Genomic DNA, 25,803 nt, shown 5'->3' on the forward strand with positions numbered 1-25,803 from the left:
GGAATTGGATCGAGGCCTCGATCCTTCGTTGAACTGAGCGCCTTAACCGTCGTTCCACTTCTTCTGCGTGAGGATCGTCATCCCCTTCATTGGACCTGACGATGCGCCTTCATAATAGCGAAGCCGTCGATCCGACCGAGGCGGCCTATCTTCGGGCCGTGCTCGAAGCCTACGCGCGCCAAGTCCCCGTTCTCTACGTCATCCTCACGATCAGCGCGGTCACCCTCGCGGCTTCGCATCTGCGCGTCGCGCCGCTGGCTCTCGCCGTGGCGGCGCCGGCGGTCCTCATCGCAATCTGCACGTTGCGGATCGTAACATGGGCGCGGCGCCGCAACCGGCCGATGGATTACCCCGCTGCGCGCAGGGCGTTGCGGACCGCGAACATCCTCGGTCCTGTGCTCGGCGCGGGCTTTCTCGGCTGGGCGCTCGCTCTGTTCCAATACAGCGACCCATTCCTGCAGGCCCACGTCATCTTCTTTTGCGGGTTCACCGTGGTGAGCTGCATCTTCTGCCAGCTCCACGCACGAACGGCTGCGCTCGGCGTGACCCTGGCGGTCGTGCCGGCCTTGACGCTCTTCCTCCTAACGCGTGGTCAACCGACGCTCGTCGCGATCGGCGTCAATCTCGCGCTCGTCAGCGCGGCCATGGTGCGGATGCTCTTCGTGCACTCCCGAAGCTTCCGGGAGATGATCCTCGGTCAATTGGAAACGAAGCGGCTGAGCGACGAGAACTACCGCCTCGCCAATCTCGACAGTCTGACGTCGCTTCCCAATCGTCGTCGCTTCTTCGCGCGCCTCGACGAGGCGATCGAAAACGTAGGCAGTCGGGGGCGCTTCGTGGTGGGCGTCATCGACCTCGACGGGTTCAAGCCCATCAACGACCTCTACGGCCATATCGCGGGCGACAAGGTGCTCATCGAAGCGGGGGACCGCTTGGCGGCGGCCGCGGGAGACGACACCTTCATCAGCAGGCTGGGCGGCGACGAGTTCGCGGTGATCTTCGCAGGGAGCGTCAGCGACGCCGAAGCGCTCGGTTTTGCGGAGCGGATGTGCGCGGCCTTGCAGGCCCCCTTTGCGCTTCAGGGCGGCTCGGCGAAGATCTCCGCGTCAGTGGGTCTGGTGTCCAGCGACCAATGCGGCGGGTCGGCGAAGCTGCTGTACGAGCGCGCGGATTACGCTCTCTATTTCGCCAAGGGCGCCCGGCGCGGCCATCCCGTGATGTTCTCTGCGGAGCACGAGACCGCGATCCGCCGATTCCACGCGGTCGAGCAGGCGCTCATGAGCGCGGACATCGACCGGGAGTTCTCGCTGAACTACCAGCCGATCGTCGATGCGCGCACCGGCAAGGTCGGTTCGCTCGAGGCCTTGGCGCGTTGGACGTCGCCGACGGCGGGGGTCGTGTCGCCGGCGGATTTCATCCCAGTCGCCGAGCGCAGCGAACTGATCAACTACATCACGCAGGCGCTGCTGCGGCGGGCGCTGGCCGACGCGGCCGCTTGGCCGGATCACGTCGGCCTGTCCTTCAACCTTTCAGCGCGCGACCTCTCGCCCGAGGCCATGCTTGGGATCATAGGTTTGGTGCGGGCATCAGGACTTGATCCGAAACGGCTCGTGTTCGAGATCACCGAGACGGCGGCCATGCGGGACTTCGCGCTCGCGGAAAGCGCGCTGAACGCCCTGCACGCCCTTGGCGTGGGCGTCGCGCTCGACGACTTCGGCGCCGGACATTCGAGCCTGACCTACGTGAGGCTTCTACCGCTGGACGAGATCAAGATCGACCGCGGCTTCATCCTCGACATCGAACGCGACCCGACCTCGCGGGACATCACGAGGTCGATGGTCGATCTCTGTCGCAATCTGAAGCTCGCCTGCGTGATCGAGGGGGTGGAGACGGAAACCCAGCGCGACATCCTGACCGGGCTGGGGTGCCGGCTGATGCAAGGGTATCTCTTCAGTCCTCCGCTCAAGGCGGAGGACATCCCGCTCCGCCTCGGAGACGCGCTCCTCGCGGCCTGACCGTCAGCCGATGGAAAGCTCCGGCGCCTCACGCAGCTTCGCGGCGTCGCGCAGAGGCGGCGCGCCGAACAAGCGGCTGTACTCCCGTGAGAACTGAGAGGGGCTGTCGTAGCCGACGGCGTGACCGGCCGAGGCCGCGTCCCGGGCCTGGCTCAGGATCAGCCGTCGGGCCTCCTGCAGCCGCAGCTGTTTCTGGTACTGCAGCGGGCTCATCGCGGTCACCGTCTTGAAATGCGCGTGCAAGGCGGAGGGGCTCATGCCGGCGGCGTCGCACACCGAGTCGATGCGGAACGGCTCGCGGAAATTGCGCCGAATCCAGTCGATCGCCCGGTTCACTTGGCCGAGCTTGCTGTCGGCCAGCGCGATCTGGCGCAGCCGCGACGCCTGATCGCCCGTCATGAGGCGGTAAAGGATCTCTTTCTCGACAAGCGGGGCGAGGGCGCCGATGTCGTCCGGCTGATCCAGCAGCCGCGTCAGGCGCACGACGGCGTCGATCAGGTCCGGCGTCATCCGCGCAAGCCCTAAACCCGGCCCGGCGGGAAGGTCGCGGCGGTCCAATCCGTGCTCGATCATCATCGCGCTTAAAGCTGCGGGATCGAGATCCAGACGCAGCCCGAGGTACGGCTCGGCGTCCGACGCTTCGGTGACCTGCGCGACAATGGGCAGATCGACCGAGACGACCAGATAGCGCGCAGGATCGTAGCCGTAGATCGCGCCGTTCAGCATCACCTGCTTGCGGCCTTGGGCGATGATGCAGAACGCGGGCTCGTAAAGGGCGTGGACGGGCTCGGTCGGCTGTGAGGACCGAAACAGCGAAAGGCGCGGGACCGCCGTCGCGGTGACGCCGTCTTCCGTGGCGTATCGCGCAATCATCGCCGCGAGTTCGGTGGTGTCGGCCATCGCCGCATCTCCTTGTCGATCCCCGCCGCGTGCTCGGATCGCAGCGCCGGAGGATTGCATCGTCGCGCCGCAACATAGGAGGGCGACGCGAGCCTAGGCTAGAGCCGCGCCATCACGTTCGGAGGATCGTGCAAGATTTCCGGAGGATCGGGGCGTCGGCGCGTCGTGTACCGGAACATGCGACCCGACCGCTCGGTAAAGCGATCGTTTCTTCCGCTCGCGTTGCGTCGCTGACGAAAACGGGGGAGAAACGCCGGCTTCTCCGCCACCCTCGAGATCCCCGGCCCCCAATGACCTTCGACAGCGTGATGACGACGGTGCTCGAGTTCGTGCGGGAGCACGAAGCCTGGGCGCCGGTGATCGTATTCGTTCTCGCCTTCCTCGAATCGATCGTCGGGCTGTCGCTCGCGGTTCCCTCGACGCCGCTGTTCGTCGGCGTCGGCGCGTTGATCGGCGCAAGCAACATCGCGTTCTGGCCGATCTTCGCAGGCGTCGCGCTTGGCGGCTTTCTGGGGGACTGGGCGTCCTATGCGCTCGGCTATCGCCTGAAGGACCGGGTGCTGGAATGGAAGACGATCAAAAGCCGGCCAGAGATCATTCATCGTACGCAGCACTTCGTGCAGAAGTGGGGCGCGCCGGGCGTGTTCGTCGGCCGCTTCATCAGCCCCATCCGGTCCTTCGTGCCTTTCGTCGCCGGCATGTTCGAGATGGGGCAGGTTCGCTTTCAGGCGGCGAACGCCAGTTCCGCGGTTGTCTGGGCCTACATCCTGCTCGCGCCAGGCGGCGTCTTCCTGCGCGACTACTTCGCCTGACGCATCAGCGCGGACGATCGTCGCAATCACCGATCGGAACTCGACGGGCCGGCGGGAGCGGCGCTAGAACCGGCGCGGCAAGAGCGGGGCGCGCTGATGAACATCCTGTCGATCCAGTCTCACGTCGCCTATGGCCACGTCGGCAACGCCTCCGCGGCGTTCCCGATGCAGCGTCTCGGCCATGAGGTCTGGGCGATCAACACCGTGCAGTTCTCGAATCACACGGGTTACGGCGCCTGGCGCGGCCCCGTGTTTCCCGCCGAGGCCATCCGCGAGGTGGTGACCGGCGTCGAGGAGCGGGGGGTCCTGCCGTCCTGCGGCGGGGTGCTGTCCGGCTACATGGGCGACGCGGCGATCGGCGAGGCGATCCTCGACGCGGTCGGCCGCGTGCGCGCGGCGAACCCCGAAGCGCTCTACTGCTGCGATCCGGTGATCGGCGACGTCGGCCGCGGCGTGTTCGTGCGGCCGGGCATTCCGGAGTTCATGCGGGACCGCGCCCTGCCGGCCGCGGACGTCGTTACTCCAAACCAGTTCGAACTGGAGTACCTGACCGGCGTCACGATCGGCTCGCTCGGCGCGGCCGTCGCCGCAGTCGACGCCCTGAGGGCGCGGGGCCCGAGGGCGGCGCTGGTCACCAGCCTGCGGACGCCCGAAACGCCGGAGGACGCGATCGATCTGCTCGCGGTCGACGGGGAGGGCGCCTTCCGCCTCCGCACCCCGCTGCTGCCGCTCTCGGTAAACGGCGCGGGCGACGCGATCGCGGCCCTGTTTTTCGTGCATCTGTCCACGACCGGCTCGGCCGCACAGGCGCTGTCGCTTGCGGGATCGTCCGTCTACGGACTGCTGAAAGCCACCGCCGAGGCCGGCTCCCGCGAGATCCTCACGATCGCTGCGCAAGACGAGTTCGTGCGCCCGAGCCGGCTGTTCCAGCCAGAGCGGGTGTAGAGCGGCGTAGCGGGCAAAGCGCCGCGCCGGTTTCCCGCAGGCTATGGGTCTTCAGGAGGAGGTTTTCATGGGCCGTCGGTATGTGATTCTCGACGTCTTCGCCGATCGTCCCTTTGCAGGGAACCCGCTCGCCGTGGTGCTCGACACGGAAGGCCTGGACGCCGCCGGGATGCAAGTGATCGCGCGCGAGTTCAACCTCTCGGAGACGGTGTTCCTGCTGCCGGCGGAGGTCGACGGCCGGAAGGCGCGGCTGCGCATCTTCATGCCGCACAAGGAGTTGCCCTTCGCAGGCCATCCAACCGTTGGCGCAGCCGTACTTCTCGGCCTTTTGACGGGCGTCGGCGCCAAGGGCGCGGAAGGCGCGTTCGAGGTGGAGGAGGCGATCGGCGTCATCGATTGCCGTGTGCTGCTGACGAGCAAGACCGCTGGCCGCGCTACGTTCACCCTGCCAAGGCTCCCTACCTCCGCCGGCGAGCCGTCGTCGGAGGAGGCGGCCGCGGCCGCGCTCGGAATCGAGGCGGCGGACATCGGCTTCGGCGCTCATAAGCTGGCGCGGTTCTCGGCGGGCAATCCCTTCACCTTCGTACCGGTGAAAGACGCCGCCACTGTCGCCCGCGTGCAGGCGGACAGCGCGCTGTGGGCGAGCGCATTCGGGGACGACCGGAATTCAGCGGTCTTCGTCTACACTCGCGAGACGGCCGACGCCGCCAATAGTTTTCACGCTCGTATGCTCGAGCCGGCGATCACCGAAGATCCGGCGACAGGCTCCGCCGCAGCCGCATTTGCCGGCGTCGTCATGGCGTTCGAAAGACCTGCGGATGGCGCTCACCTCATCAAGATCGAGCAAGGCTACGAAATGGGCCGCCCCAGCTCGATCGAACTCGGGCTTGATGTCGCCGGCGGCCAACTTGTGACCGCATCGGTCGGCGGATCGGCCGTCGTCGTCGCGGAGGGAACGCTGCTCGGCTGACGCGGGAGCAGTAGCAGAGAGGGAATTTTTAGAGATGTAGGCGTCTGAATGGTCCGGAAGAGACCAAGAGACCTCCACGATGCGGCCGAAAGAACCGGACAGCGCGCGCCGACGGCTATTTGCGGCCCTGGCGCTTAACTACGCGCTCACGCTTTTAGCTCTCGCCGCGAGCAACGTGTCGGTCGATTACCGCTCGTTTATAGCATTCACCCTCTGCATTATGCCCTTCTTGGCGCTTTCGGCGTTCGCGCACTGGCGGGAAGCGCCGCGGTTGGGCGACGCGCTCGCTGTGTTCGCGGTGGGTCTATTGGCGATGTCGCCAACACTTGCGCTCACCTACGCAGCCATCGGAGCGGCGCAGCCGCTGGCCGACGCGACCCTGGCGAGGTGGGACGCCGCGATCGGTTTCAATTGGCGCGCGTTCATCGCCTTCGTCGATTCACGCCCATGGCTCGCTGAAAGCCTGCGGTACTCCTATTCCGCTTTCAGTCCCCAAATGCTGCTCATCCCCGTTTGCCTCGCGCTTGCGGGGCAAACCCCACGCGCCTGCGCGTTGGTCTTCGCCTTCATGGTCCTCTGCGCTTCGGCGTCGCTGGTCAGCGTGTGGTTCCCCGCAACGGGAGCTTACGCCACCTACGGCGTCGGCCACGCGGACATGAAAAGCATCAACACCTGGTACAGCTTCGCGTTCTTGGACCAATTCAACGGCGTGCGGAACGATCCGACGTTCGTGCTGAGCCTGAACCATGCCGCAGGAATACTCACCTTTCCTTCGGTTCACGCCGGCGTTGCAGCCTTGTGCGTTTGGGGCGCATGGCGGAGCCCGACCTTTCGCTGGCCGGCGCTGGCTCTCAACGTGGCGATGGCTGCCGCCGCCGTCTCGCACGCAAGCCACTATGCCGTGGACGTCATCGCAGGCGTAACGCTCGCAGCCTGTTCTGCGGTGATCGCGAAACGCCTCTTCTTGCGGTCGGAAGCTTCCGACCGCGCGATACCGGCCGCTGCACAGCCCTCGCTGGCCCGGTCTCCCGCGGGGTTACCCGTTGATCGCCGCGTGCAACGAGCGTAAACGTGGCCTTCGCGCCGGCTGCGTCCGGCGTTTGCTTTGCGGACTTCGGACAGGCGTCATGCGCGCGAGCGGCGACATCATCGTGGATCGGACGACGGCCGTCGCGGCCGACGCCTCCGCGCGCCCGTTCGCCGGCCGACTTCTCCTTACGCGCCCCTGAGGGCCGGCCGGGCTTTGTCGCCCTGGCGCTCAGGGGACGCCGAGACCCGACCCAGCACGCGACGCCGCGAGCCCGCTGACGGCCACATCTGAGCCGGCCGAGCCGCCCGGATCCCGAAGGACCTATTCCGATGACCGCATCCACCGACCGGATCGTCATTTTCGACACCACGCTGCGCGACGGCGAGCAATGCCCCGGCGCCACCATGACGTTCGAGGAGAAGCTCGACGTCGCCCATTTGCTCGACCGGATGGGCGTCGACGTCATCGAAGCCGGCTTCCCGATCGCCTCGAACGGCGACTTCGAAGCCGTGGCCGAAATCGCCCGCCGCTCCGACGCGGCCGTCATCGCCGGACTCGCCCGGGCGATCCCCGCCGACATCGCCCGCTGCGGCGAGGCGGTGCGATTCGCTCGGCGCCCGCGGATCCACACCTTCGTCTCGACCTCGCCGATCCATCTCGCGCACCAGATGCGCAAGACCGAGGAGCAGGTGCTGGAGATCATCTCGGCCACCGTGGCGCAGGCGCGTAATCTGGTCGAGGACGTCGAATGGTCGGCGATGGACGCCACCCGAACCCCGATCGAGTACCTCTGCCGGGCGGTCGAGGCCGCGATCAAGGCGGGCGCCACCACGATCAACCTGCCGGACACGGTCGGCTACGCGACGCCCGACGAGTACCGCGCGATGTTCGTCCAGGTGCGCGAGCGCGTCCCGGGGGCGGACAAGGCGATCTTCTCCACGCACTGCCATGACGATCTCGGCCTGGCGGTCGCGAACTCGCTGGCGGGCGTAGCGGGCGGCGCGCGCCAGATCGAGTGCACCGTCAACGGCATCGGCGAACGCGCAGGCAACGCCGCGCTCGAGGAGATCGTGATGGCGCTGAAGGTGCGCCGGGACGCCATGCCCTACGAGACGGGCGTGGAGTCGACGCTGCTGACGCGCGCCTCGCGCCTCGTCTCCGCCGCGACCTCGTTCCCGGTGCAGTACAACAAGGCGATCGTCGGCAAGAACGCCTTCGCGCATGAGAGCGGCATCCACCAGGACGGCATGCTGAAGCACTCCGAGACCTACGAGATCATGACGCCGGGGTCGGTCGGGGTGTCCAAGACCTCGCTGGTGATGGGTAAGCATTCCGGCCGCGCCGCCTTCAAGGACAAGCTGAAGACGCTCGGCTACGAACTCGGCGAGAACGCGCTGCAGGACGCCTTCACCCGCTTCAAGGAACTCGCGGACCGCAAGAAGCACGTCTACGACGAGGACATCGAGGCGCTGGTCGACAACCAGATCGCGAGCGGCAACGACCGGATCAAAGTGCTGTCGCTGACGGTGATCGCCGGCACCATGGGGCCGCAGTCCGCCACTCTGACGCTCGACATCGACGGGGTTCACACCACGGTCCAGGCGGTCGGCAACGGTCCGGTGGACGCGATCTTCAACGCGATCCAGCGCGTGGTCCCGCATGAGGCGCAACTCGCGCTCTATCAGGTCCACGCTGTAACCGAAGGCACCGACGCCCAGGCGGAGGTCTCGGTGCGGCTGGAGGAGGGCGACAAAACGGTGACCGGCCGCGGAGCCGATCCCGACACGCTCGTCGCCTCCGCGCGCGCCTATGTGGCGGCCCTGAACAAGCTCGCGACCAAGCGCGTCAGCCTGAACGCGCAGGCCGCGATCCGGGCCTGATCGTCGGCATACCGGAAACTGCTTAGGGGCCGCCGCAAGGCGGCCTCTTTTCGTTCAACCTCTTGGCATCAGCTCGATGACGCGCGATCGTAAAACCGCCGATCACGGGCTTGCGTTCATGGTGCGCCGCCGCAATCTCGCCTCGATCGGTTGCGTTCGACTTAAGCATCATCGATAAGCGAGCAGCCCATCAAGACGCGTAATGCGCGGATCGGGAAGAGCTACGGAGACGCGCCGCCCCATAGGCGGGCGATCGACCGTCACAGGGGCGTGAGGAGGGAAATTCCTATGTTCAAGTCGCTTGCCGCCGCCGTGGCGGCCTTCGGTGTCCTGACGGGCTCCGCCGTCGCCGAGACCTATCCGTCCCGCGTGATCACCATGATCGTGCCGTTCTCCGCCGGCGGCCCGACCGATACGGTCAGCCGCCTCGTGGCGGAAGCCATGAGCAAGGACCTCGGCCAGCAGATCGTGATCGAAAACGTCGGCGGCGCCGGCGGAACGCTCGGCGCAGGCCGCGTCGCCAAGGCTGATCCGGACGGTTACACGCTGCTGCTCCACCACATCGGCATGTCGACCAGCGCCACGCTCTACCGCAAGCTGCCCTACGACACGCTCAACGCTTTCGACTACGTGGGCCTCGTCACCGACGTGCCGATGACCATCGTCGCCCGCGCCAATTTCGAGCCGGCCGACATGAAGGCGCTCGTGGAGTATGCGAAGGCCAACAAGGACAAGGTGACCTACGCCAACGCCGGCATCGGCGCGGCGTCGCACCTCTGCGGCATGCTGTTCATGTCGAAGATCGAGACCCCGCTGACGACCGTGCCGTACAAGGGCACCGGTCCCGCGATGACGGATCTGGTCGGCGGGCAGGTCGACCTGATGTGCGACCAGACCACGAACACGACGAATCAGATCAAGGGCGGCAAGATCAAGGCCTACGCCACGACGACCAAGGAGCGCCTCGCGGCGCTGCCGAACGTGCCGACGGCCGCCGAAGGCGGGCTCACCGACTTCGAGGTCGGCATCTGGCACGGCGTCTACGCCCCCAAGGGCACCTCGCCGGAGATCATCGCGAAGCTTTCGGCCTCGCTCCAGAAGGCGTTGAAGGATCCGAACGTCGTCAAGCGCTTCGCCGATCTCGGCACCGTCCCCTCGTCCGAGGCCGATGCGACTCCCGAGGCGCTGAAGGCGAAGCTGACCTCCGAGATCGCCCGCTGGGCGCCGGTGATCAAAGCCGCCGGCGTCTACGCCGACTGACCTCTCTGGAGCCGGGAGCGGCGGGGCGACCCGCCGCTCCCGTTCTATTCGGCGCCCGCTTATGCGGGTCGACGCGTTCGTTCCCGAGGCCATTCCATGCAAATCAACACACGTGACGCCGCGGCCGGCGTCATCTTCATCGTGATCGCCGGGCTGTTCGCCCTCGGCACGCAAGAGCTGACGATCGGCAGCGCGCTGCGGATGGGCCCCGGCTACTTCCCGCTGGTGCTGGCGGGGGTGCTCGGCTTCATCGGCTTCGTTACTCTCTTCAAGGCGGTCGGCAAGGCGCAGTCGCCGATGACCGGCGTGCCCTGGCGGGGCCTGATCCTGATCCTCGGCGCCCCCGTGGTGTTCGGCCTCACGCTTCGGGGCCTCGGCCTCGCGGCCGCGACCGCGCTCGTGGTCGCGATCTCCGCTTACGCCAGCCGGCGCGCCACGTTCGTCATGGCCGCCTCGCTCACCGTCGGGCTGACGATCTTCTGCGTTGTGGTGTTCAGCTATGGCCTTGGTTTGCCGGTCCAGCGGATCGGCCCCTGGCTGACCTTTTAAAGCGAGGCTGAGATGGAGATCCTTCAAAATCTCGGGCTTGGCCTCGCGACCGCCGCGGAGCCGGTCAACCTGCTGTTCTGCTTCATCGGCGTGCTGCTCGGCACGTTGATCGGAGTGCTGCCGGGCATCGGCCCGACGGCGACCATTGCGATGCTCCTGCCGATCACCTTCGGGTTCGAACCGGCGACGTCGCTGATCATGCTCTCCGGCATCTATTACGGCGCGCAGTACGGCGGCTCGACGACCGCGATCCTGATCAACCTGCCGGGCGAGAGCTCGTCGGCCGTGACCGCGATCGACGGCTACCAGATGGCCAAGCAGGGCAGGGCGGGTCCGGCGCTCGCCACCGCCGCGCTCGGCTCGTTCTTCGCCGGCTCGGTGGCGACGGTGCTGATCGCGCTGTTCGCGCCGCCGCTCACCGAAGTCGCGCTGAAGTTTGGCCCGGCGGAGTACTTCTCGCTTCTGATGCTGGGCCTCGTGGCGTCGGTCGCGCTCGCGCACGGCTCCGTCATCAAGGCGCTCGGCATGATCGTGATCGGGCTTCTGCTCGGTCTCATTGGGTCGGACGTCAACACCGGCGCCCAGCGTTTCACGATGGGCTTCCTGGAGCTCGCCGACGGGGTCAACTTCGTCGCGGTCGCGGTCGGCGTGTTCGGCATCGCCGAAATTCTGCGCAACCTCGAGGACGAGAGCGACCGCGAGGTGATGGTGAAGAAGGTCACCGGCCTCTTCCCCAGCAAGGAGGACTTCAAGGCGGCGTGGGCGCCGGTCGTGCGCGGCACGGCGCTTGGTTCGATCCTCGGCATCCTGCCGGGCGGCGGCGCGGTGCTGTCCTCGTTCGCGGCCTACACCGTGGAGAAGCGCATCTCGAAGACGCCCGAACGCTTCGGCAAGGGCGCGATCGAGGGCGTGGCGGCCCCGGAAGCCGCGAACAACGCTGGCGCGCAGACCTCGTTCATCCCGATGCTGACGCTCGGCATCCCGGCGAACCCGGTGATGGCGCTGATGATCGGCGCGATGATCATCCAGGGCATCCAGCCCGGGCCGAACGTCGCGGTGGAGAAGCCGGAGCTGTTCTGGGGCGTCATCGCCTCGATGTGGATCGGCAACCTGATGCTGGTGTTGCTGAACCTGCCGCTGATCGGGCTGTGGGTGCGGCTGCTGACGGTGCCTTACACGGTGCTGTTCCCGGCTATTCTCGCCTTCTGCTGCATCGGCGTCTACAGCGTGAACTCGAACGCGTTCGACCTCTATGCGGTCGCCGCCTTCGGGCTGCTCGGCTATGTGCTGGTCAAGCTCGAATGCGAGCCGGCGCCCCTTCTGCTCGGCTTCGTTCTAGGACCGATGCTGGAGGAGAATCTGCGCCGCGCGATGACCATCTCCCGTGGCGATCCGACGGTGTTCTTCACCCGGCCCCTGAGCGCGGGCCTGCTCATTGTGGCGGTCCTCGTGCTCGTCGTCGTCTTCCTCCCCTCCGTGCGCAAAAAGCGCGACGAGGTTTTCCAGGAAGAGTGATCGACAAGGCTAGACAGGCGCGGGATGGTTTGTTACATCCCGCGCCATCGAAGCGATGCGGCGTCCCGAACGTCACTTTTCGATCGGGCGCATAGCTCAGTTGGTAGAGCAGCTGACTCTTAATCAGCGGGTCCTAGGTTCGAGCCCTAGTGCGCCCACCAAGTCTTTCTTGGTGTTTACCGCCGCATCATCGAGACGTTCCCAGCGGACGTCATGTGGTTGTGCCAACGACCGGCCTGCTTGGTTCATCTAGCAAGCGGCGGTCGGCCCGACCTTCCGCCAAGCGGCGCCCTTAGTGATCAAGCAGAGCAATCGCACGGCCTGCCCGAGGGGCCGAACGTCCAGCGGATCCGAGCCGCCGGACGCTTCTTCGCGCACCCGACCTCAGTCGTCGGAGCGGCTGGCTTCTCCGAGACCGGCGCTGTGCGGCTGCTCCTTTTGCATGAGGGTCAGAGCCGCGAGCGCGTTCACCAACGGCGCGACCGCGTTGCCGAAGTCATAGGGATCGAGTTTGCCGAGCGTGTGATTGTTGAACTCCTGATGCAGGAGCGAAACGATCGAGCGCCGCGCTTCGTCGATTTCGGTTTCGTTGGAATCGGTCATGTCTGCCTTGCCTGATGCGCCGTGCGCGCTGCGATCGTCCGCAGGAAGTAGCGTGATCGGCGAGGAAGCAATCCCGCGGGGCTAAAGAAAGGACGGAGACGGGGCAAGCCCTCGAACCGTCCTCTTTGCGCGAGGTCCGGCGCATGCGCCGAGGCCGCCATGCGGCTCCGGCCGCTCGCCTCGCCCCGACGTGAACGACCATTCTTCGAGAGAATCGCTCCGCCAGCTCGGTCTCGCGCCGTCGACCGGCCGGGAGCAGCTTAGCGCACTTGCCCACTCGGCGCTGACGACGTCCGCAACCGGGTGATTCCCAACCCGTGCGTTTCCGTCGTAGCGTGCCGTTCCCCGATCACGCGGCCAACCGGTCATCGATGTCGTCTCGATCGCATCCTACGAAGCCACGCGACTGGGCGGCGGCCGGCTGCGCGGCGGCCGCGGGCGTGGTCGCGGTCCTCTCCGGACTAAACGCGACCTTCGGTTGGCCGGATCTCAACACAGCCGCTCCGGCTTCGAGGTTCGACGCGGCGTGGGTGGACGGAGCCTTGGCGCTGCTGGCTGCGGCCTGGGCCGGCGTCTACGGGCCGATGCGCTCGTTCCAGAGGGCAGGAGCCGCGCTCGCGACGCTGGTCGCCGTCGGGTGCGTGGCGCAGCTTCTGACGTTCGCTTATTCGAGCGGGATCGGCGGAGAGCAACTCGCCTACGCTCCGGCCCTCGCCGTGCTGTGCACCGCGCTCGCTCTGGCGCTCGCCAACGTGGAATCCAGCCTCGCCGAGAACCTGCGCCAGGCGTTCCGGCTTGTCGGCGTCGCGATCGCCGTCTTCGCGCTCGCGCTTTATGCGATGAAGCCCGCCGCGCTCGCCGCAGTCGCAGGCTTCGGCGTGGTGTCCCTGCCGAGCGCAACGGCGCTGGCGCTGCTTCATCTCGCGATCGGACTGGCGCGGCAGTCGTCGACGCTGCGCTGGCGGATTGCGCCGGTCGGCGTGCTGGCGCTGACGCCGCTCGCGGCGCTCACGGTGTACTTCGCGAGCGCAGAGCGCGACATCGCGTTGAAGCAGGCGGAGACGCGGCTCGCGGGTCTCGCTCGCCTCGGGGTGGAGCAACAGGACGCGGTCATCGAGCAGGTGCGGCGCACGCTGGTCTTCCTCGCGCGTTTTGCGGAGATCCGCACGCCCGGACCCGCCTGCGACGCGACCCTTGCCCGCTTCGCCAGCTTGTATGGGCTGACGTCGTCGCTGTTTGTCGTTGGACGCTCCGGCGAGGTGCTGTGCGCCCCCAGGCGCGCGGAGCGATCGGTCTCGCTTGGCGATCGCGACTATGTCCGCGAAGCTTTCGCGGCCCAGAGCTTCACCGTCAGCGGCTACATCGTCACCAAGGTGCAGCGGCGCGCGTCGATCGCGGTCGTTCAGCCTCTGCTGCTTCCCGGCGGCGGCAATGTGCTCATCGGCGCCATCATCAACCTCGAGGCTCTGGGAGACTCGCTGGACCGGCTTTCAGCGGGAGGCGACCGCGACACCGTGCTGACGCTCGTCGATAAGCACGGCGTCGTCATTGCCCGGCGGCCGGACGACCGCGATCAGATTGGCGCGCCGGCGTTCGCGCGCGCGCCGGCCGAGATGCTCACGGCCAGCAAAGCCGCGTTCGAGGGGCCGGGCGAGGGCGGCGAGCCTTTCGTCTTCGTCAAGCGCCCCCTGGCCTTCAGCGAAGGGCGCCTCATCGTCGGCTTGCCCAAGCGGCAGATCGTCGAGCCGATCGACGCGCGGATGAACCGCCGTCTCGGCCTGATCAGCATCCTTCTGGCCGCCTCACTCGCGCTTGGCGTCCTGGGCGCCGAAATGCTGGTTCTTCGCCCCGTGCGGCGGCTCACGACCTACGCCCAGCGGCTTCAGGGCGACGATTCGGAGGAGGGTTCGCTGGCGGGGGCCCGGGGCGAAATCGGGATGTTGAGCCGCGCGCTGACGGCGACCTCAGCGGCGATCCGCGATCGAGAGCGCCGTCTGGTCGAGGCGGAGGCTCTGTTCCGCGGCTTGTTCGATCATTCCCCCGATTCAAAGGCGATCGTTCGCGTGGAGCCCGACGGCGCGTTCCGGCTCGAGACCTGGAACGACGCGGCCGTGCACGCGAGCGGCCTGCGGCAGGACGACGTCGTCGGGCGGACGCCCGCGGAGATTTTCCCTGGCGGAACCGGGCTCGCGCTCGAGGCGGATCTGCGCACGGCGGTCGAGGCCCGCCAGCCATTCTCGGCCGAGCGCGAAGCGGTCATGCACGGCGCTCCGGCCGCCTACGAAGTCGTTTACGTGCCGCTGAAAGACGCCGACGGGCGCGTCGAACGCGTGTTCGTCAGCGCGCGCGAAATCAGCGAGCGCAAGCGCGTCGAGCGCATGAAGACCGAGTTCGTGTCGACCGTCAGCCACGAACTGCGGACTCCGCTCACCTCGATCGCCGGCTCGCTCGGCCTGCTCGCGGAGGGGGTCGCGGGTCCGCTGGGAGACAAGGCGCGGCATCTGATCGGCATCGCTCATGCCAACAGCTTGCGCCTCGTCCGGCTCATCAACGACATCCTGGACATCGAGAAGATCGAGGCAGGCCGCATGGCCTTCGATCTCGGCCCGGTGGCGCTGGAAGCCTTGGTCGAGGACGCCGTGACGAGCCTCAGGGGCTACGCCCAGTCGTTTGACGTCCAGGTCGAGGTTCTGTGCGGACCGGAGCCCATCATCGTGCGCGGCGACGCCGACCGTCTGAGCCAGGTGGCGACAAACCTGATCTCAAACGCGATCAAGTTTTCTCCAAAAGGCGAGACCGTCACCGTCGTCGTCGACGTGGACGGCGCCGCCGCGCGGCTGCGGGTGCGCGACCACGGCCCGGGCGTCCCCATCGCGTTCCGGCCGCACGTCTTCTCGAAGTTCGCCCAAGCCGACGGGTCCGACAGCCGGCGCAAGGGCGGGACGGGGCTCGGCCTCGCCATCGTCAAGGAGATCGTGGAGCGGCACGCTGGGTCAGTCGGATTTGTCAGCGAGCCGGGCGAGGGCGCCGAGTTCCAGGTGCGGCTGCCGCGGGTGCGGGACGAGCGCGAAGCGACACGATCCGCGCCGGACCGACGGCCCTGCATCCTCGTGTGCGAGGACGACGCGATCATCGGCGCGATCCTCTCCGAACAGCTCTCCGACGCCGGGTTCCGCACCATACTCGCCACGACCGTACGAAGCGCGAAAGCTGCGGCGACCGGAGACGTCCAGGCCATCCTGGTCGACCTGCGGCTCCCTGATGGCCACGGCATAACGCTGATCCGGGATCTGCGCGCGTCCCCCGCGACTGCGACGACGCCGATCATCGTGGTCTCCGCGGAAGCGGACGCCGGTCGCCGCGACGCGCGCGCGGCCATGCTCGACGTCGTGGCCTGGCTCGAGAAGCCGGTCGACGTCCAGCGCCTTTCAAGCCTCCTGCGCGACCGGTTGAGACCGCGCGGGGGACGGCCCCGGATCCTGCATGTCGAGGACGACGCCGACCTCTGCAAAGTGGTGGCCGCGGCCGTCATGCCGATCGCTGACGTCGTGTCCGCGCGCAGCTTGATCGAGGCGCGCGCCCGGCTTGTGGACACCGCCTTCGATCTCGCGATCATCGACGTGGCGCTCGGCGACGGGAGCGGGCTCGAGCTGCTTGCGGATCTCGAGGCGACGACGCCGCGGCCGATCCCCGCCATCATCTTCTCCGCGCACGACGTCGACGGCGACGTCGCCCCCCAGGCCGCCGCGGCGCTGACGAAGTCGCGAACCTCGCTTACAGCGCTGGTGGACGCCGTGAAGCGCCTCGTCGGCCAGTTCGATTCGACCGGCGGCGAGGCGGCGCGGCGGACTGGGCTGGCCTAGACGCAGAAAGGCCGGTCGTAGGGCGACCGGCCTTTACCAATATCAATCCGGAACCGCCAGCCGAGTTCGGCGAGCGCCGGTTGAGATGTTTCAGTGCCTGAGGGCCGACCGTGCGGCGTCCGCGGTCTTACCAACGGTCTTCTGGGCCTTGCCCTCAACCTGCTCGGCCTTGCCGTCGGCTTCGAGCCGGACGTTGCCTGTGGCCTTCCCGAGCCCTTCCTTGCCCTTGCCGACGGCCTCCTTCACGGCGCCCTTCACAGTGTTCTTGTCCATGTCGTTCTCCCTTCGGCGCTTGGCGCCTCATCTTTCCGTTGGTTCAGAGGAAAAACCGGCCCAGGACGACGCCGACAAGCAGCGCCGCGCCGGTGGCCGCAAGCGGATTGCGCCGAATGGTGTTCTCGAACCCTTCGAACTCGCTTTCGAAGCGGTCTCCGGCCTCGGCGTAGGCCGTTCGCCCGCGGCGGTTGGCGCGGCGCAGGTTGCGCTCCGCCGAATCGCCTGCGTCATCGAGGGCGTCGCCCACCCTCTCGCCCGCCGCGCGGGCGCGTTCCGCGGCGGTTTGCCCGGCGGACTTCACGCCGTCGGCCAGATCGTCGACTTTCTCGGAGATGTTGGGATCCGCCATGTCGCTTCTGTCCTTTCGTCGTCCGGCGTTCAACGCCGGACCAGCGCCGCCGTCGGCGGCGGGAGTGGCGGCTAAACGTGCGGCTGGAACAGGAGTTCCATCCGTCGCCTTGCACGGGGACGCCTCTTGAGAAACGCGGCTGTGAAAAAGGGGAGGCGTCGCATGCGTTTGCCCGCTTGCGGAGCGCCGCGGTCCCTCCTATAAGGGCCGCCGTCGGCCGCGGAGTGTAGCGCAGCCTGGTAGCGCACCTCGTTCGGGACGAGGGGGTCGCAGGTTCGAATCCTGCCACTCCGACCAGCCGACTTACGCTGTCGCGGATATCCCGATCCGCCGCCCGGCTTGGGCGATACGGCGCTCGTCGACCCGCAAAGCATGCACGTCACCAAGCGTCGTCGGCCGGCAAGGCGTCGTGCAACCGACAACCTGTTCTCGTCTTGGCCACGAAGAGCGGCTTGATCACCCTTGCGGCGGCGGCCGCCGCTTACGTCGTCGACCGTTGGGCTCGGCGCCGTTGACCCGGCTTTGCCGGCGTCGCATGGATCGGCGGGCGTGGCGTCCGGAGCTTTGGTCCGCGATGCAAGCGGATGTGCGAGGCGGGCGGCGACAACGGTGACGCGCTGGATCGAATGGTCCCTGGCTTGGCTGCGGGCGCAGGCTGAAGCGGCGCGCTGGGCCGCCGGACGTTCGCATGCCGAGGTGAAGGCGTGGACGGTCAAGGTCGCCGCCAAGGCGCGGACCGCTTCGTCCGCCCGTCCCAAGGGGCCCCGTAAGTCGCGCAGCCCCGCCGGGCTTCGCATCGCCGTCGCGGCCCTCTCCCGACGACTTAGGGGCCATGGCGCCCGCTGGTCGCGCTCGGCGCGCGCGGTCCTCGTCGCCGCCAGCGACAAGGCGACGAGACGGCTGCGCAGCACCAGCCCCCCGTCGGGCTCCAAGCCCAAGGTCATGACGCGACCGGTCGTCCCTGTGCGGCGGCGCGGCGACGCGGCGTCGCGCATGAGGTCGGCCGTCGGCGCCGTCGCGCTTGCGGTCCGTCGACGGTCCTCGGCGACGGCCGGGGCGGTGCGCGGCCTCGCCCGCCGACGGAGCCCTCGGTCGCAACCGCAATCGCCTGGACCAAGGGGGCGCGCGCGTGCGTGGGCGCCGGCGGCGCTCGGCGGCGCGGCCCTCGGGGGCGTGCTGCTGGTGTTCGCGCTCGCGATCTGGCGGATCTCCGCGCAGACCGGCCTGATCGACGACCCGAGCCAGGTTCATGTCGCCCCGGCGCCGGTCCCGGCCGCCGCCGACGTCGTCGCGCCCTCGGCCGCGGTTGAGCCCGCGCCGGCGGAAGAGCCGGGGCCCGCCTTCGACAAGGGTTGGCTGCGGGAGCCGTTCGCGCGTCCGACTCGCTTCATGCGCCGCCTGGAGGCGACGCCCGCCCAGCTTTGCGGGCGGCTCCGGCAGCTCGGCTTGCCCGAGGCGCCGGTGACCCCCGGACCCCTTCCGACGTCGCCGGGTTGGTACTGTCTGGCCTATCAGGCGCTCGGGGACAGCGGATCGAGCCTGATCGTCACCCTGCGCGGCGGGCGGCCGACCGCGGTCGACGTCGTCCGCTTGAAGCTGAACGTGCTGAAGCCTGGCGACGACCGGGAGGTCACCCGCACGGCGACCGATGCTGTCGAGGGCCTCCACGCGACGTTCGGCTGGCGGGCGCCGCAGCGGGTGCTGCGGGCGATCGCGCAGAAGACGAGCCTCCGGCTGGAGGAGCACGGGGCCCGTTACGAACTGCTGCGCGAGGAAGGCGCCGAAGTCCGCCTGAACGTGCTCATGACCTTCTACGACGACGGAGCGATCCTCGATCCGGCGCGGTTCGTCCCCGCGCCGCCGTGGCGCTGACGGGGAACCCCGTCAGAGCCCGAAACGGACGCCGGTCGCGAGGTTCGCAGCGGCCGCCCATTCGCCGGCGGGGGCCTTCGCGCCGCCCTCGGGCTGGACGCGGGTGATCCGGAAGCGCCCATCCGCGCAGACGACGAGGACGCCGCCGTCCTCGTCCAGACCGACCACTTCGCCGAGCTTGCCGCCGATGTCCTTCGGCGTCTTGGCGGGCAGCGGGACGGCTTCGAGGATCTTGACGGTCTGGCCGTCCAGCGTCGTCCAGGCGCCGGGGGAGGGGTTGCAGCCGCGGATCAGGCGGTCGATCTGCTCCCAGGGCTTGCCCCAGTCGATCTCGGCGTTCGCCGCGCGGCAGAGGCCCTCGTAGGTCGCCTTGTCCTCGTCCTGGCGGATGCGCGGCGCGGTCCCCGCCTTCACCAGATCGACGGCCTCAAGCATCGCCTCGATGCCCATCGGGAACAGCCGGTCGAAGTAGACCGAGCCGAGCGTGTCCTTCGGGCCGATCGGGGTGGTCTTCTGCAGAAGCACATCGCCGGTGTCGAGGCCGTCGTCGGGCCAGAAGATCGAGAGCCCGGTCTCGGCCTCGCCCTTGATGATCGGCCAGTTGATGGCCGAAGCGCCGCGGTAGGCCGGCAGCAGCGAGGGGTGGTACTGGATCGAGCCGTGGGTCGGGATGTTCAGGAAGCTCGAGGGCACGAACAGCGTGACGAAGGCCATGACCTGCAGGTCCGGCTCGAGCGCCCGGAAAGCCTCCGCGACCTCGTCCGACTTGTACGACGCGGGCTGGCGCACCTCGAGGCCATGGGCGAGCGCCGCTTCCTTCAGGGGGTCGGGCTTCTGGCCCTCCTTCTCCGGGGCGACATAGACCGCGACCACCGTCTCGCCCCGCGCAAGCAGCGCCTCCAGGACCGCCTTGCCGAAGGCCTGCTGACCGTGGACCACGATGCGCATGGATCAATCTCCGTTCTGGCGGCGGCGCCGGAACAGATGCGTAGCGGAACCGCCCGACATAAAAAACCGCCCGCCGCATCTTCCCGGGACGTTTTGGACGTCCATCCCGGAAAGACGCGGCGGGCGGGCCGCAAGGAGCGGTGATTACTCGGCCGCGAGGCGCTGGATCTGGCCCACGGCGCCCGATCCCTCGATCTCCGCGATCTCGTTGTCGGAATAGCCCAGCACCTGACGCAGGATCTCGTCGGTGTGCTCGCCGAGCAGCGGCGAGCGCTCGACCTCGACCGGGCTGCCCGAGAGCTTGATCGGGCTTCCGACCGTCAGATACTTGCCGCGGGTCGGGTGATCGACCTCAACGACGGTGCCCGACTGGCGCAGAGACTCGTCCTCGGCGATCTCCTTCATGGAGAGGATCGGCCCGCAGGGGATGTCGTACTTGTTGAGGATGTCCATGGCCTCGAACTTGTCGTGCTTCATGGTCCACGCCTCGATGCGCGTGAAGATCTCGTTCAGATGCGGCAGGCGCGCCTTCGGAGTCGCGTAGTTCGGATCGGTCTTCCAGCTCGGCTCGCCGATGATGTCGCAGATCGGCTCCCACACCGGGGCCTGGGTGATGAAGTAGAGATAGGCGTTGGGATCATGCTCCCAGCCCTTGCACTTCAAGATGCGGCCGGGCTGTCCGCCGCCCGAGTCGTTGCCGGCGCGCGGAACCGCGTCGCCGAACTCGATCCCTTCGCCGAACTGGCTGTACTCGCGCAGCGGGCCGTGGGCGAGACGCTGCTGATCGCGCAGCTTCACGCGGCACAGGTTCAACACGGCGTCCTGCATGGCGCAGTCCACCCGCTGGCCCTTGCCGGAATGGGTGCGATGGAAGAGCGCGGTGACGATGCCGAGCGCGAGATGGAGGCCCGTGCCGGAATCGCCGATCTGGGCGCCGGTCACCATCGGAATGTCGTCGCGGAAGCCGGTGGTCGAGGCCGAGCCGCCCGCGCACTGCGCGACGTTCTCGTAGACCTTGCAGTCCTGGTAGCGGCCGGGGCCGAAGCCCTTCACGGACGCCAGGATCATGCGCGGATTGGCTTCCTGGATCTTCTCCCAGGTGAGGCCCATCCGGTCGAGCGCGCCCGGCGCGAAGTTCTCGACGAGCACGTCGCACTCCTTCACGAGGCGCCACAGCACCTCCTTGCCCTTCGCGTTCTTCGAGTCGAGCGTGATGGAGCGCTTGTTGTGGTTCAGCATCGTGAAATAGAGGCTGTCCACATCGGGAATGTCCTGCAGCTGCGCGCGGGTCGCATCGCCGACGCCGGGGCGCTCGACCTTGATCACGTCAGCGCCGAACCAGGCCAGGAGCTGCGTGCAGGTCGGACCGGACTGGACGTGGGTGAAGTCCAGCACGCGGACGCCTTCGAGAGCCTTGCTCATAATGCTTCCCTGTCTCTCATTCCGTCACGTCGACCCTGCAGGCGCCCGGTCGACGGTTGTCACGGCCAGATGACGGCGCGGAGACCGCGCCGTCAATGCGGCTCTGGTATTAGATATACCTCATGCGACTCTTGGTCTCCGGCGGCTCATCGCCGGAGACCTGTCGCAAGGCGCGTCACTTCTTCTTGACGACGCTCTGCGGATTGAGGCTGCCGATGTTGCCGCTCTCCGTGCCGGCCGCGGGGTCGATCACGGCGTTGATGAGCGTCGGACGTCCTGAGTCCATCGCGGCGTCGACCGCGCGCTTCAGCTCATCCGGCGTGGTCACGTTCACGCCGACGCCGCCGAAGGCCTCCATCATCTTGTCGTAGCGGGCGTCCGCCACGAACACCGTCGGGGCGACGTCCTCGCCGCCGGTCGGGTTCACGTCCGTGCCGCGGTAGATGCCGTTGTTGTTGAAGACGACCACGCAGACCGGAAGGTTGTAGCGGCAGATCGTCTCCACCTCCATTCCGGAGAAGCCGAAGGCCGAGTCGCCCTCGACCGCCAGCACCGGCTTGCCGGTCTCCACCGCCGCGGCGATGGCGAAGCCCATGCCGATGCCCATGATGCCCCAGGTGCCGACGTCCAGGCGCTTGCGCGGCTGGTACATGTCGATGATCCCGCGGGCGAGGTCGAGCGTGTTCGCGCCCTCGTTCACGAGGATCGCGTCAGGCCGCTCCTGGATCACCTTCTTGAGCGCGCCGAGCGCGCCATGGAAGTCCATCGGCGCGGCGTTCTTGCCGAGCTTCGCGGCCATCTTGGAGACGTTCGCCTCCTTCTTGGCCTTCAGGGTCTCCGTCCATTCGGACGGCACGGCCGGCCAGCTCGAGTCGACGCCCGCGAGCAGCGCCTCGACGCAGGAGCCGATGTCGCCGACGACCGGGGCGACGATCTCGACGTTCGAGTCCATTTCCTTGGGCTCGATGTCGATCTGGATGAACTTCTTGGAGCCCGGCGCGCCCCAGGTCTTGCCCTTGCCGTGGCTCAGCAGCCAGTTCAGCCGGGCGCCGACCAGCAGCACCACGTCCGAATCCTTCAGCGCGGTCGAACGAGCGGCGCCGGCAGACAGCGGATGGGTGTCGGGCAGCAGGCCCTTCGCCATGCTCATCGGCACGTAGGGAATGCCGGTGCGCTCGACCAGTTCGCGCACGAGGTCGTCGGCCTGGGCGTAAGCCGCGCCCTTGCCGAGGACGATGAGCGGACGCTTCGCGCTCTTGAGGACGTCGAGCGCGCGCTTGATGGCGGACGGGGCGGGGAGTTGGGCCGGGGCGGCGTCGATCACCTTGACGAGGGACTTTGCGCCCTTGTCCGCGTCGAGCACCTGGCTGAACAGCTTGGCGGGCAGGTCGAGATAGACGCCGCCCGGACGGCCGGACACCGCGGCGCGAATCGCGCGGGCGACGGCGATCCCGATGTCCTCCGCGTGCAGCACGCGGAAGGCGGCCTTGCACAGCGGCTTGGCGATGGCGAGCTGGTCCATCTCCTCGTAATCGCCCTGCTGCAGGTCGACGATCTCGCGCTCGGACGAGCCGGAGATGAGGATCATCGGGAAGCAGTTGGTGGTGGCGTTCGCGAGCGCCGTCAGGCCGTTCAGGAAGCCGGGCGCCGAAACGGTGAGGCACACGCCGGGCTTCTTGGTGAGGAACCCGGCGATCGCTGCGGCGTTGCCCGCATGCTGCTCGTGGCGGAAGGAGATGACGCGCATCCCCTCGGCCTGAGCGAGGCGGCCGAGGTCGGTGATCGGAATGCCGGGAACGCCGTAGATCGTGGTGATGTCGTTCAGCTTCAGCGCGTCGATGACGAGGTGGAAGCCATCGGTAAGTTCGGGCTCCGCGGCGATCTGCGGGTCCATCACCGGGGCGAGGTTCCGTTCTTCGGCGGGCGATTCGATTTTAAGGGCTGCGGCGCTCGACATGGGACATTCCTCCAGGGGCTTTTTTGCGTTGAGGCCGACGAACGGCCCAATTCTCGAAGCGGCGCGATGAGGCGCCTGCCAGACTTCGAAATCGCGTGGCTTCGGCTCTTCGGCCGCTGTTCCTCGCTTTTCCGCGCGGTAGCGCGGGGGGCAGACGACGCTCCGGTTTCGCGCCGGGCGAGAGGCTGAAAGGCCGCCTCCGGTCCGCCTGTCGCGCCGTTCGGAACGCTCGTCATCAGGTGCGCCAAAATCTGGCATGCCAGATACGAAACGTCAACGAGACCTGCGACCGCATGGCCTATTGACCCATGCTGCATCGCAAAAGCTACGGGCGGAAAACAGCTTTCTCTCGGTTTCGTGAGCAGTGCTGGCATGCCAAATACATCGCGACCAATACTTTCGTTTAATAAAAGCGGCGGGCAGGCTGTTCCCCCGAGGGCGTCGCAAGACCCGTATTGGCGCCCCGGTTCACCGGGGTCGACGAGCTCTCCAGATCAGGCTCAACCTGCGGTCGCGACGGGTATGCGTCCGCTTGGTCGGACACTGAGAGCCCTTGGCGCTCTAAGCGTCGAAGCGTCGCAGCGACGCAATTTCGCATTCGACTAAGGCGTCGTTTTCAAAGCGCAACGCGCTCCGTTTAAGGTGCGCCAGTAGACCACGACCGGGCGCCTTTTTCTCGTTATTGGACATTTGTTGTGCAGCGCAGCGTAAGGACGAACGAACATTTCGTCCCTTGCACGTTTGGCATAACGGATACCAAGATGGCCCCAGTGAGCGAGCAACGCCACGTAATGAGAAAAATTCTCAGGGGTAGGAAATGACCACAGCGCTACAGGCCGGGGAGCCCGGCCACCGCGTCAGCGACGCCTATCGTTGGACGCAATTGGCCATCGGCGTCATCTGCATGGTGATGATCGCCAACCTGCAATACGGGTGGACGTTCTTCGTCCCCGACATTCAGAAGCAGTTCGGATGGGATCGCGCGGCGATCCAGTGGGCGTTCACCCTGTTCGTGCTGTTCGAGACCTGGCTCGTGCCGGTCGAAGGCTGGTTCGTCGACAAGTACGGTCCGCGAGTGGTCGTGATCTTCGGCGGCGTCCTGTGCGGCGTCGGCTGGGTGATCAACGGCTACGCCTCTTCGCTCAACCAGTTCTACCTCGGCCAGGTGATCGCGGGCATCGGCGCCGGCGCCGTCTACGGCACCTGCGTGGGCAACGCCCTGAAGTGGTTCCCCGACAAGCGCGGCCTTGCGGCCGGCATCACCGCCGCCGGCTTCGGCGCCGGCGCGGCGCTGACCGTCGCTCCGATCCAGTCTATGATCGCGAACTCGGGCTATCAGGCCGCGTTCATCAACTTCGGCATCGGCCAGGCCGTGATCATCTGCGCGATGGCGATCCTCCTCGTCGCGCCGAAATCCGGCCAGACGCCCGCGGTCGCGTTCAACGCCGCGAACGCTCAGAGCCGCCGCAACTACCGCCCGACTGAAGTGCTGCGCCAGCCGATCTTCTGGCTGATGTACGCCATGTTCGTCGCCGTCGGCGCTGGCGGCCTGATGATCACCGCCAACCTGAAGCCGATCGCCGCGGACCTGCACATCGACAAAGTCGACGTGACGCTCGTGGGCCTGACCATGACGGTCGTGACCTTCTCCGCCACCATCGACCGCATCCTGAACGGACTGACCCGCCCCTTCTTCGGCTGGATCTCGGACAAGATCGGCCGCGAGAACACCATGTTCATCGCCTTCGCGATGGAAGGCATCGGCATCTACCTGCTCTACCTCTGGGGTTCGGATCCGGTGTGGTTCGTGCTGCTGTCGGGCTTCGTCTTCTTCGCCTGGGGCGAGATCTACTCGCTGTTCCCGGCGACCTGCACGGACACCTTCGGCTCGAAGTTCGCCGCCACCAACGCCGGCATGCTCTACACCGCCAAGGGCACGGCGGCGCTGCTGGTGCCCTTCGCGAACTACATGCAGCAGGCTCAGGGCTCGTGGGACGGCGTGTTCCTGATCGCCGCCGGCGCGAACATCGCGGCCTCGATCCTTGCAGTCGCGGTGCTCAAGCCCTGGCGCAAGTCGGTGGTCGCGAAGGCTCAGGCCGAGACCGACACGGCGCCTGCGCCGCGCGTCGCCACCGCCTGATACGGTTCCCGCGGTCCGCGGGCGCGCTAGCCCTCCGCGCGTCCGTCCGCGGCTCCTCGGCCCCCGGCGCTTCGGCTCCGGGGGCCTTTTCATGAGAGGTTCTTTCGACCGGCCCCCCGCCGAAATGACGATCGAGCTTCGCGCCGAGATGCGGCAGAAGACGTGACGCATCCTCGACGCCTTCTTCGGTCCCGCCGGGCGGATCCGCCGCCGCAACGCCTCCTTCTCTAGCTGAGAGCGCTTGATGAACATTCACGAGTACCAAGCGAAGAGCATTCTTCGTGAGCACGGCGCGCCCGTGCCGAACGGCTTCCCGATCTTTTCCCTCGACGACGTCGAGAACGCCGCGAACGCTCTCGGCGGACCCGTGTGGGTGGTGAAGTCGCAGATTCACGCGGGCGGCCGCGGCAAGGGGAAGTTCGTTGAGCCTGAGGCTGGCGAGGCTGGCGGCGTTCGGCTGTCGCGCTCTGTGGATGAGGTGAAGGCGAACGTCCGCC

20 protein-coding genes and 2 tRNA genes are annotated in these 25,803 nt (G+C 67.5%); 15 read left to right on the forward strand and 7 right to left on the reverse strand.

Going from position 1 to position 25,803, the window contains the following annotated elements; translation table 11 throughout:
* Nucleotides 1–101: 101 nt before the first annotated feature.
* Complete coding sequence (locus METY_RS09435) at nucleotides 102–2,015, forward strand: putative bifunctional diguanylate cyclase/phosphodiesterase (protein ID WP_103121162.1); 1,914 nt, start codon at nucleotides 102–104, stop codon at nucleotides 2,013–2,015.
* Nucleotides 2,016–2,018: 3 nt separating this feature from the next.
* Here METY_RS09435 and METY_RS09440 read toward each other — a convergent pair whose 3' ends face one another.
* The gene (locus METY_RS09440; protein ID WP_103121130.1) at nucleotides 2,019–2,915 is read right to left on the reverse strand and encodes an AraC family transcriptional regulator; all 897 of its coding nucleotides are present in this window, start codon (nucleotides 2,913–2,915) and stop codon (nucleotides 2,019–2,021) included.
* A 290-nt stretch (nucleotides 2,916–3,205) separates the two neighbouring features.
* On the opposite strand from METY_RS09440, the gene METY_RS09445 reads away from it, so the two are divergent.
* The 9 genes from METY_RS09445 to METY_RS09485 all read left to right on the forward strand — a co-directional run bounded on the left by METY_RS09445 (nucleotide 3,206) and on the right by METY_RS09485 (nucleotide 12,037).
* Entirely contained in the window at nucleotides 3,206–3,727 is a 522-nt protein-coding gene (locus METY_RS09445; protein WP_103121131.1) for a DedA family protein, read from the forward strand.
* A gap of 96 nt (nucleotides 3,728–3,823) precedes the next feature.
* The gene (gene pdxY / locus METY_RS09450; RefSeq protein ID WP_103121132.1) at nucleotides 3,824–4,672 is read left to right on the forward strand and encodes a pyridoxal kinase PdxY; all 849 of its coding nucleotides are present in this window, start codon (nucleotides 3,824–3,826) and stop codon (nucleotides 4,670–4,672) included.
* A gap of 67 nt (nucleotides 4,673–4,739) precedes the next feature.
* Entirely contained in the window at nucleotides 4,740–5,642 is a 903-nt protein-coding gene (locus METY_RS09455) for a PhzF family phenazine biosynthesis protein (protein ID WP_103121133.1), read from the forward strand.
* 79 nt (nucleotides 5,643–5,721) lie between these two features.
* The gene (locus METY_RS09460) at nucleotides 5,722–6,711 is read left to right on the forward strand and encodes a phosphatase PAP2 family protein (RefSeq protein WP_103121134.1); all 990 of its coding nucleotides are present in this window, start codon (nucleotides 5,722–5,724) and stop codon (nucleotides 6,709–6,711) included.
* A 290-nt stretch (nucleotides 6,712–7,001) separates the two neighbouring features.
* The gene (locus METY_RS09465; protein ID WP_103121135.1) at nucleotides 7,002–8,552 is read left to right on the forward strand and encodes a 2-isopropylmalate synthase; all 1,551 of its coding nucleotides are present in this window, start codon (nucleotides 7,002–7,004) and stop codon (nucleotides 8,550–8,552) included.
* A 288-nt stretch (nucleotides 8,553–8,840) separates the two neighbouring features.
* Entirely contained in the window at nucleotides 8,841–9,812 is a 972-nt protein-coding gene (locus tag METY_RS09470; protein WP_103121136.1) for a tripartite tricarboxylate transporter substrate binding protein BugD, read from the forward strand.
* A 96-nt stretch (nucleotides 9,813–9,908) separates the two neighbouring features.
* The gene (locus METY_RS09475; protein ID WP_103121137.1) at nucleotides 9,909–10,361 is read left to right on the forward strand and encodes a tripartite tricarboxylate transporter TctB family protein; all 453 of its coding nucleotides are present in this window, start codon (nucleotides 9,909–9,911) and stop codon (nucleotides 10,359–10,361) included.
* A gap of 12 nt (nucleotides 10,362–10,373) precedes the next feature.
* On the forward strand, nucleotides 10,374–11,876 hold the full coding sequence (locus METY_RS09480) for a tripartite tricarboxylate transporter permease (RefSeq protein ID WP_103121138.1): 1,503 nt from the start codon (nucleotides 10,374–10,376) through the stop codon (nucleotides 11,874–11,876).
* Nucleotides 11,877–11,961: 85 nt separating this feature from the next.
* Nucleotides 11,962–12,037 (forward strand) — tRNA-Lys (locus tag METY_RS09485).
* Nucleotides 12,038–12,260: 223 nt separating this feature from the next.
* On the opposite strand, the gene METY_RS09490 is transcribed toward METY_RS09485, so the two are convergent.
* The gene (locus METY_RS09490; protein ID WP_103121139.1) at nucleotides 12,261–12,479 is read right to left on the reverse strand and encodes a hypothetical protein; all 219 of its coding nucleotides are present in this window, start codon (nucleotides 12,477–12,479) and stop codon (nucleotides 12,261–12,263) included.
* Nucleotides 12,480–13,009: 530 nt separating this feature from the next.
* Here METY_RS09490 and METY_RS09495 point away from each other — a divergent pair.
* Complete coding sequence (locus METY_RS09495) at nucleotides 13,010–16,342, forward strand: ATP-binding protein (RefSeq protein ID WP_160147338.1); 3,333 nt, start codon at nucleotides 13,010–13,012, stop codon at nucleotides 16,340–16,342.
* 90 nt (nucleotides 16,343–16,432) lie between these two features.
* Here the strand turns inward: METY_RS09495 and METY_RS09500 are convergent, their stop codons facing one another.
* Nucleotides 16,433–16,615 (reverse strand): CsbD family protein, encoded by a 183-nt coding sequence (locus tag METY_RS09500; protein WP_103121141.1) that lies wholly within the window; start codon nucleotides 16,613–16,615, stop codon nucleotides 16,433–16,435.
* Nucleotides 16,616–16,658: 43 nt separating this feature from the next.
* Complete coding sequence (locus METY_RS09505; RefSeq protein WP_103121142.1) at nucleotides 16,659–16,967, reverse strand: hypothetical protein; 309 nt, start codon at nucleotides 16,965–16,967, stop codon at nucleotides 16,659–16,661.
* Between the two features lie 220 nt (nucleotides 16,968–17,187).
* On the opposite strand from METY_RS09505, the gene METY_RS09510 reads away from it, so the two are divergent.
* A tRNA-Pro gene (locus METY_RS09510) sits at nucleotides 17,188–17,264 on the forward strand.
* Nucleotides 17,265–17,576: 312 nt separating this feature from the next.
* On the forward strand, nucleotides 17,577–18,839 hold the full coding sequence (locus METY_RS20850; RefSeq protein WP_146035702.1) for a DUF6030 family protein: 1,263 nt from the start codon (nucleotides 17,577–17,579) through the stop codon (nucleotides 18,837–18,839).
* 12 nt (nucleotides 18,840–18,851) lie between these two features.
* Here the strand turns inward: METY_RS20850 and METY_RS09520 are convergent, their stop codons facing one another.
* The 3 genes from METY_RS09520 to oxc all read right to left on the reverse strand — a co-directional run bounded on the left by METY_RS09520 (nucleotide 18,852) and on the right by oxc (nucleotide 23,103).
* On the reverse strand, nucleotides 18,852–19,787 hold the full coding sequence (locus METY_RS09520; protein WP_103121144.1) for a methionyl-tRNA formyltransferase: 936 nt from the start codon (nucleotides 19,785–19,787) through the stop codon (nucleotides 18,852–18,854).
* 144 nt (nucleotides 19,788–19,931) lie between these two features.
* Complete coding sequence (frc, locus tag METY_RS09525) at nucleotides 19,932–21,209, reverse strand: formyl-CoA transferase (RefSeq protein ID WP_103121145.1); 1,278 nt, start codon at nucleotides 21,207–21,209, stop codon at nucleotides 19,932–19,934.
* Between the two features lie 175 nt (nucleotides 21,210–21,384).
* Nucleotides 21,385–23,103 (reverse strand): oxalyl-CoA decarboxylase, encoded by a 1,719-nt coding sequence (gene oxc / locus METY_RS09530; RefSeq protein ID WP_103121163.1) that lies wholly within the window; start codon nucleotides 23,101–23,103, stop codon nucleotides 21,385–21,387.
* A gap of 880 nt (nucleotides 23,104–23,983) precedes the next feature.
* Here oxc and oxlT point away from each other — a divergent pair.
* Together oxlT and METY_RS09540 are read left to right on the forward strand one after the other, a co-directional pair.
* Complete coding sequence (gene oxlT, locus METY_RS09535) at nucleotides 23,984–25,306, forward strand: oxalate/formate MFS antiporter (protein ID WP_103121146.1); 1,323 nt, start codon at nucleotides 23,984–23,986, stop codon at nucleotides 25,304–25,306.
* Between the two features lie 244 nt (nucleotides 25,307–25,550).
* The coding region (locus METY_RS09540) for an ATP-grasp domain-containing protein (RefSeq protein WP_346433153.1) at nucleotides 25,551–25,803 on the forward strand (253 nt) is incomplete at its 3' end.

The organism is Methylopila sp. Yamaguchi, from assembly GCF_002897035.1.
In the GTDB taxonomy this organism is placed as follows: domain Bacteria; phylum Pseudomonadota; class Alphaproteobacteria; order Rhizobiales; family Methylopilaceae; genus Methylopila.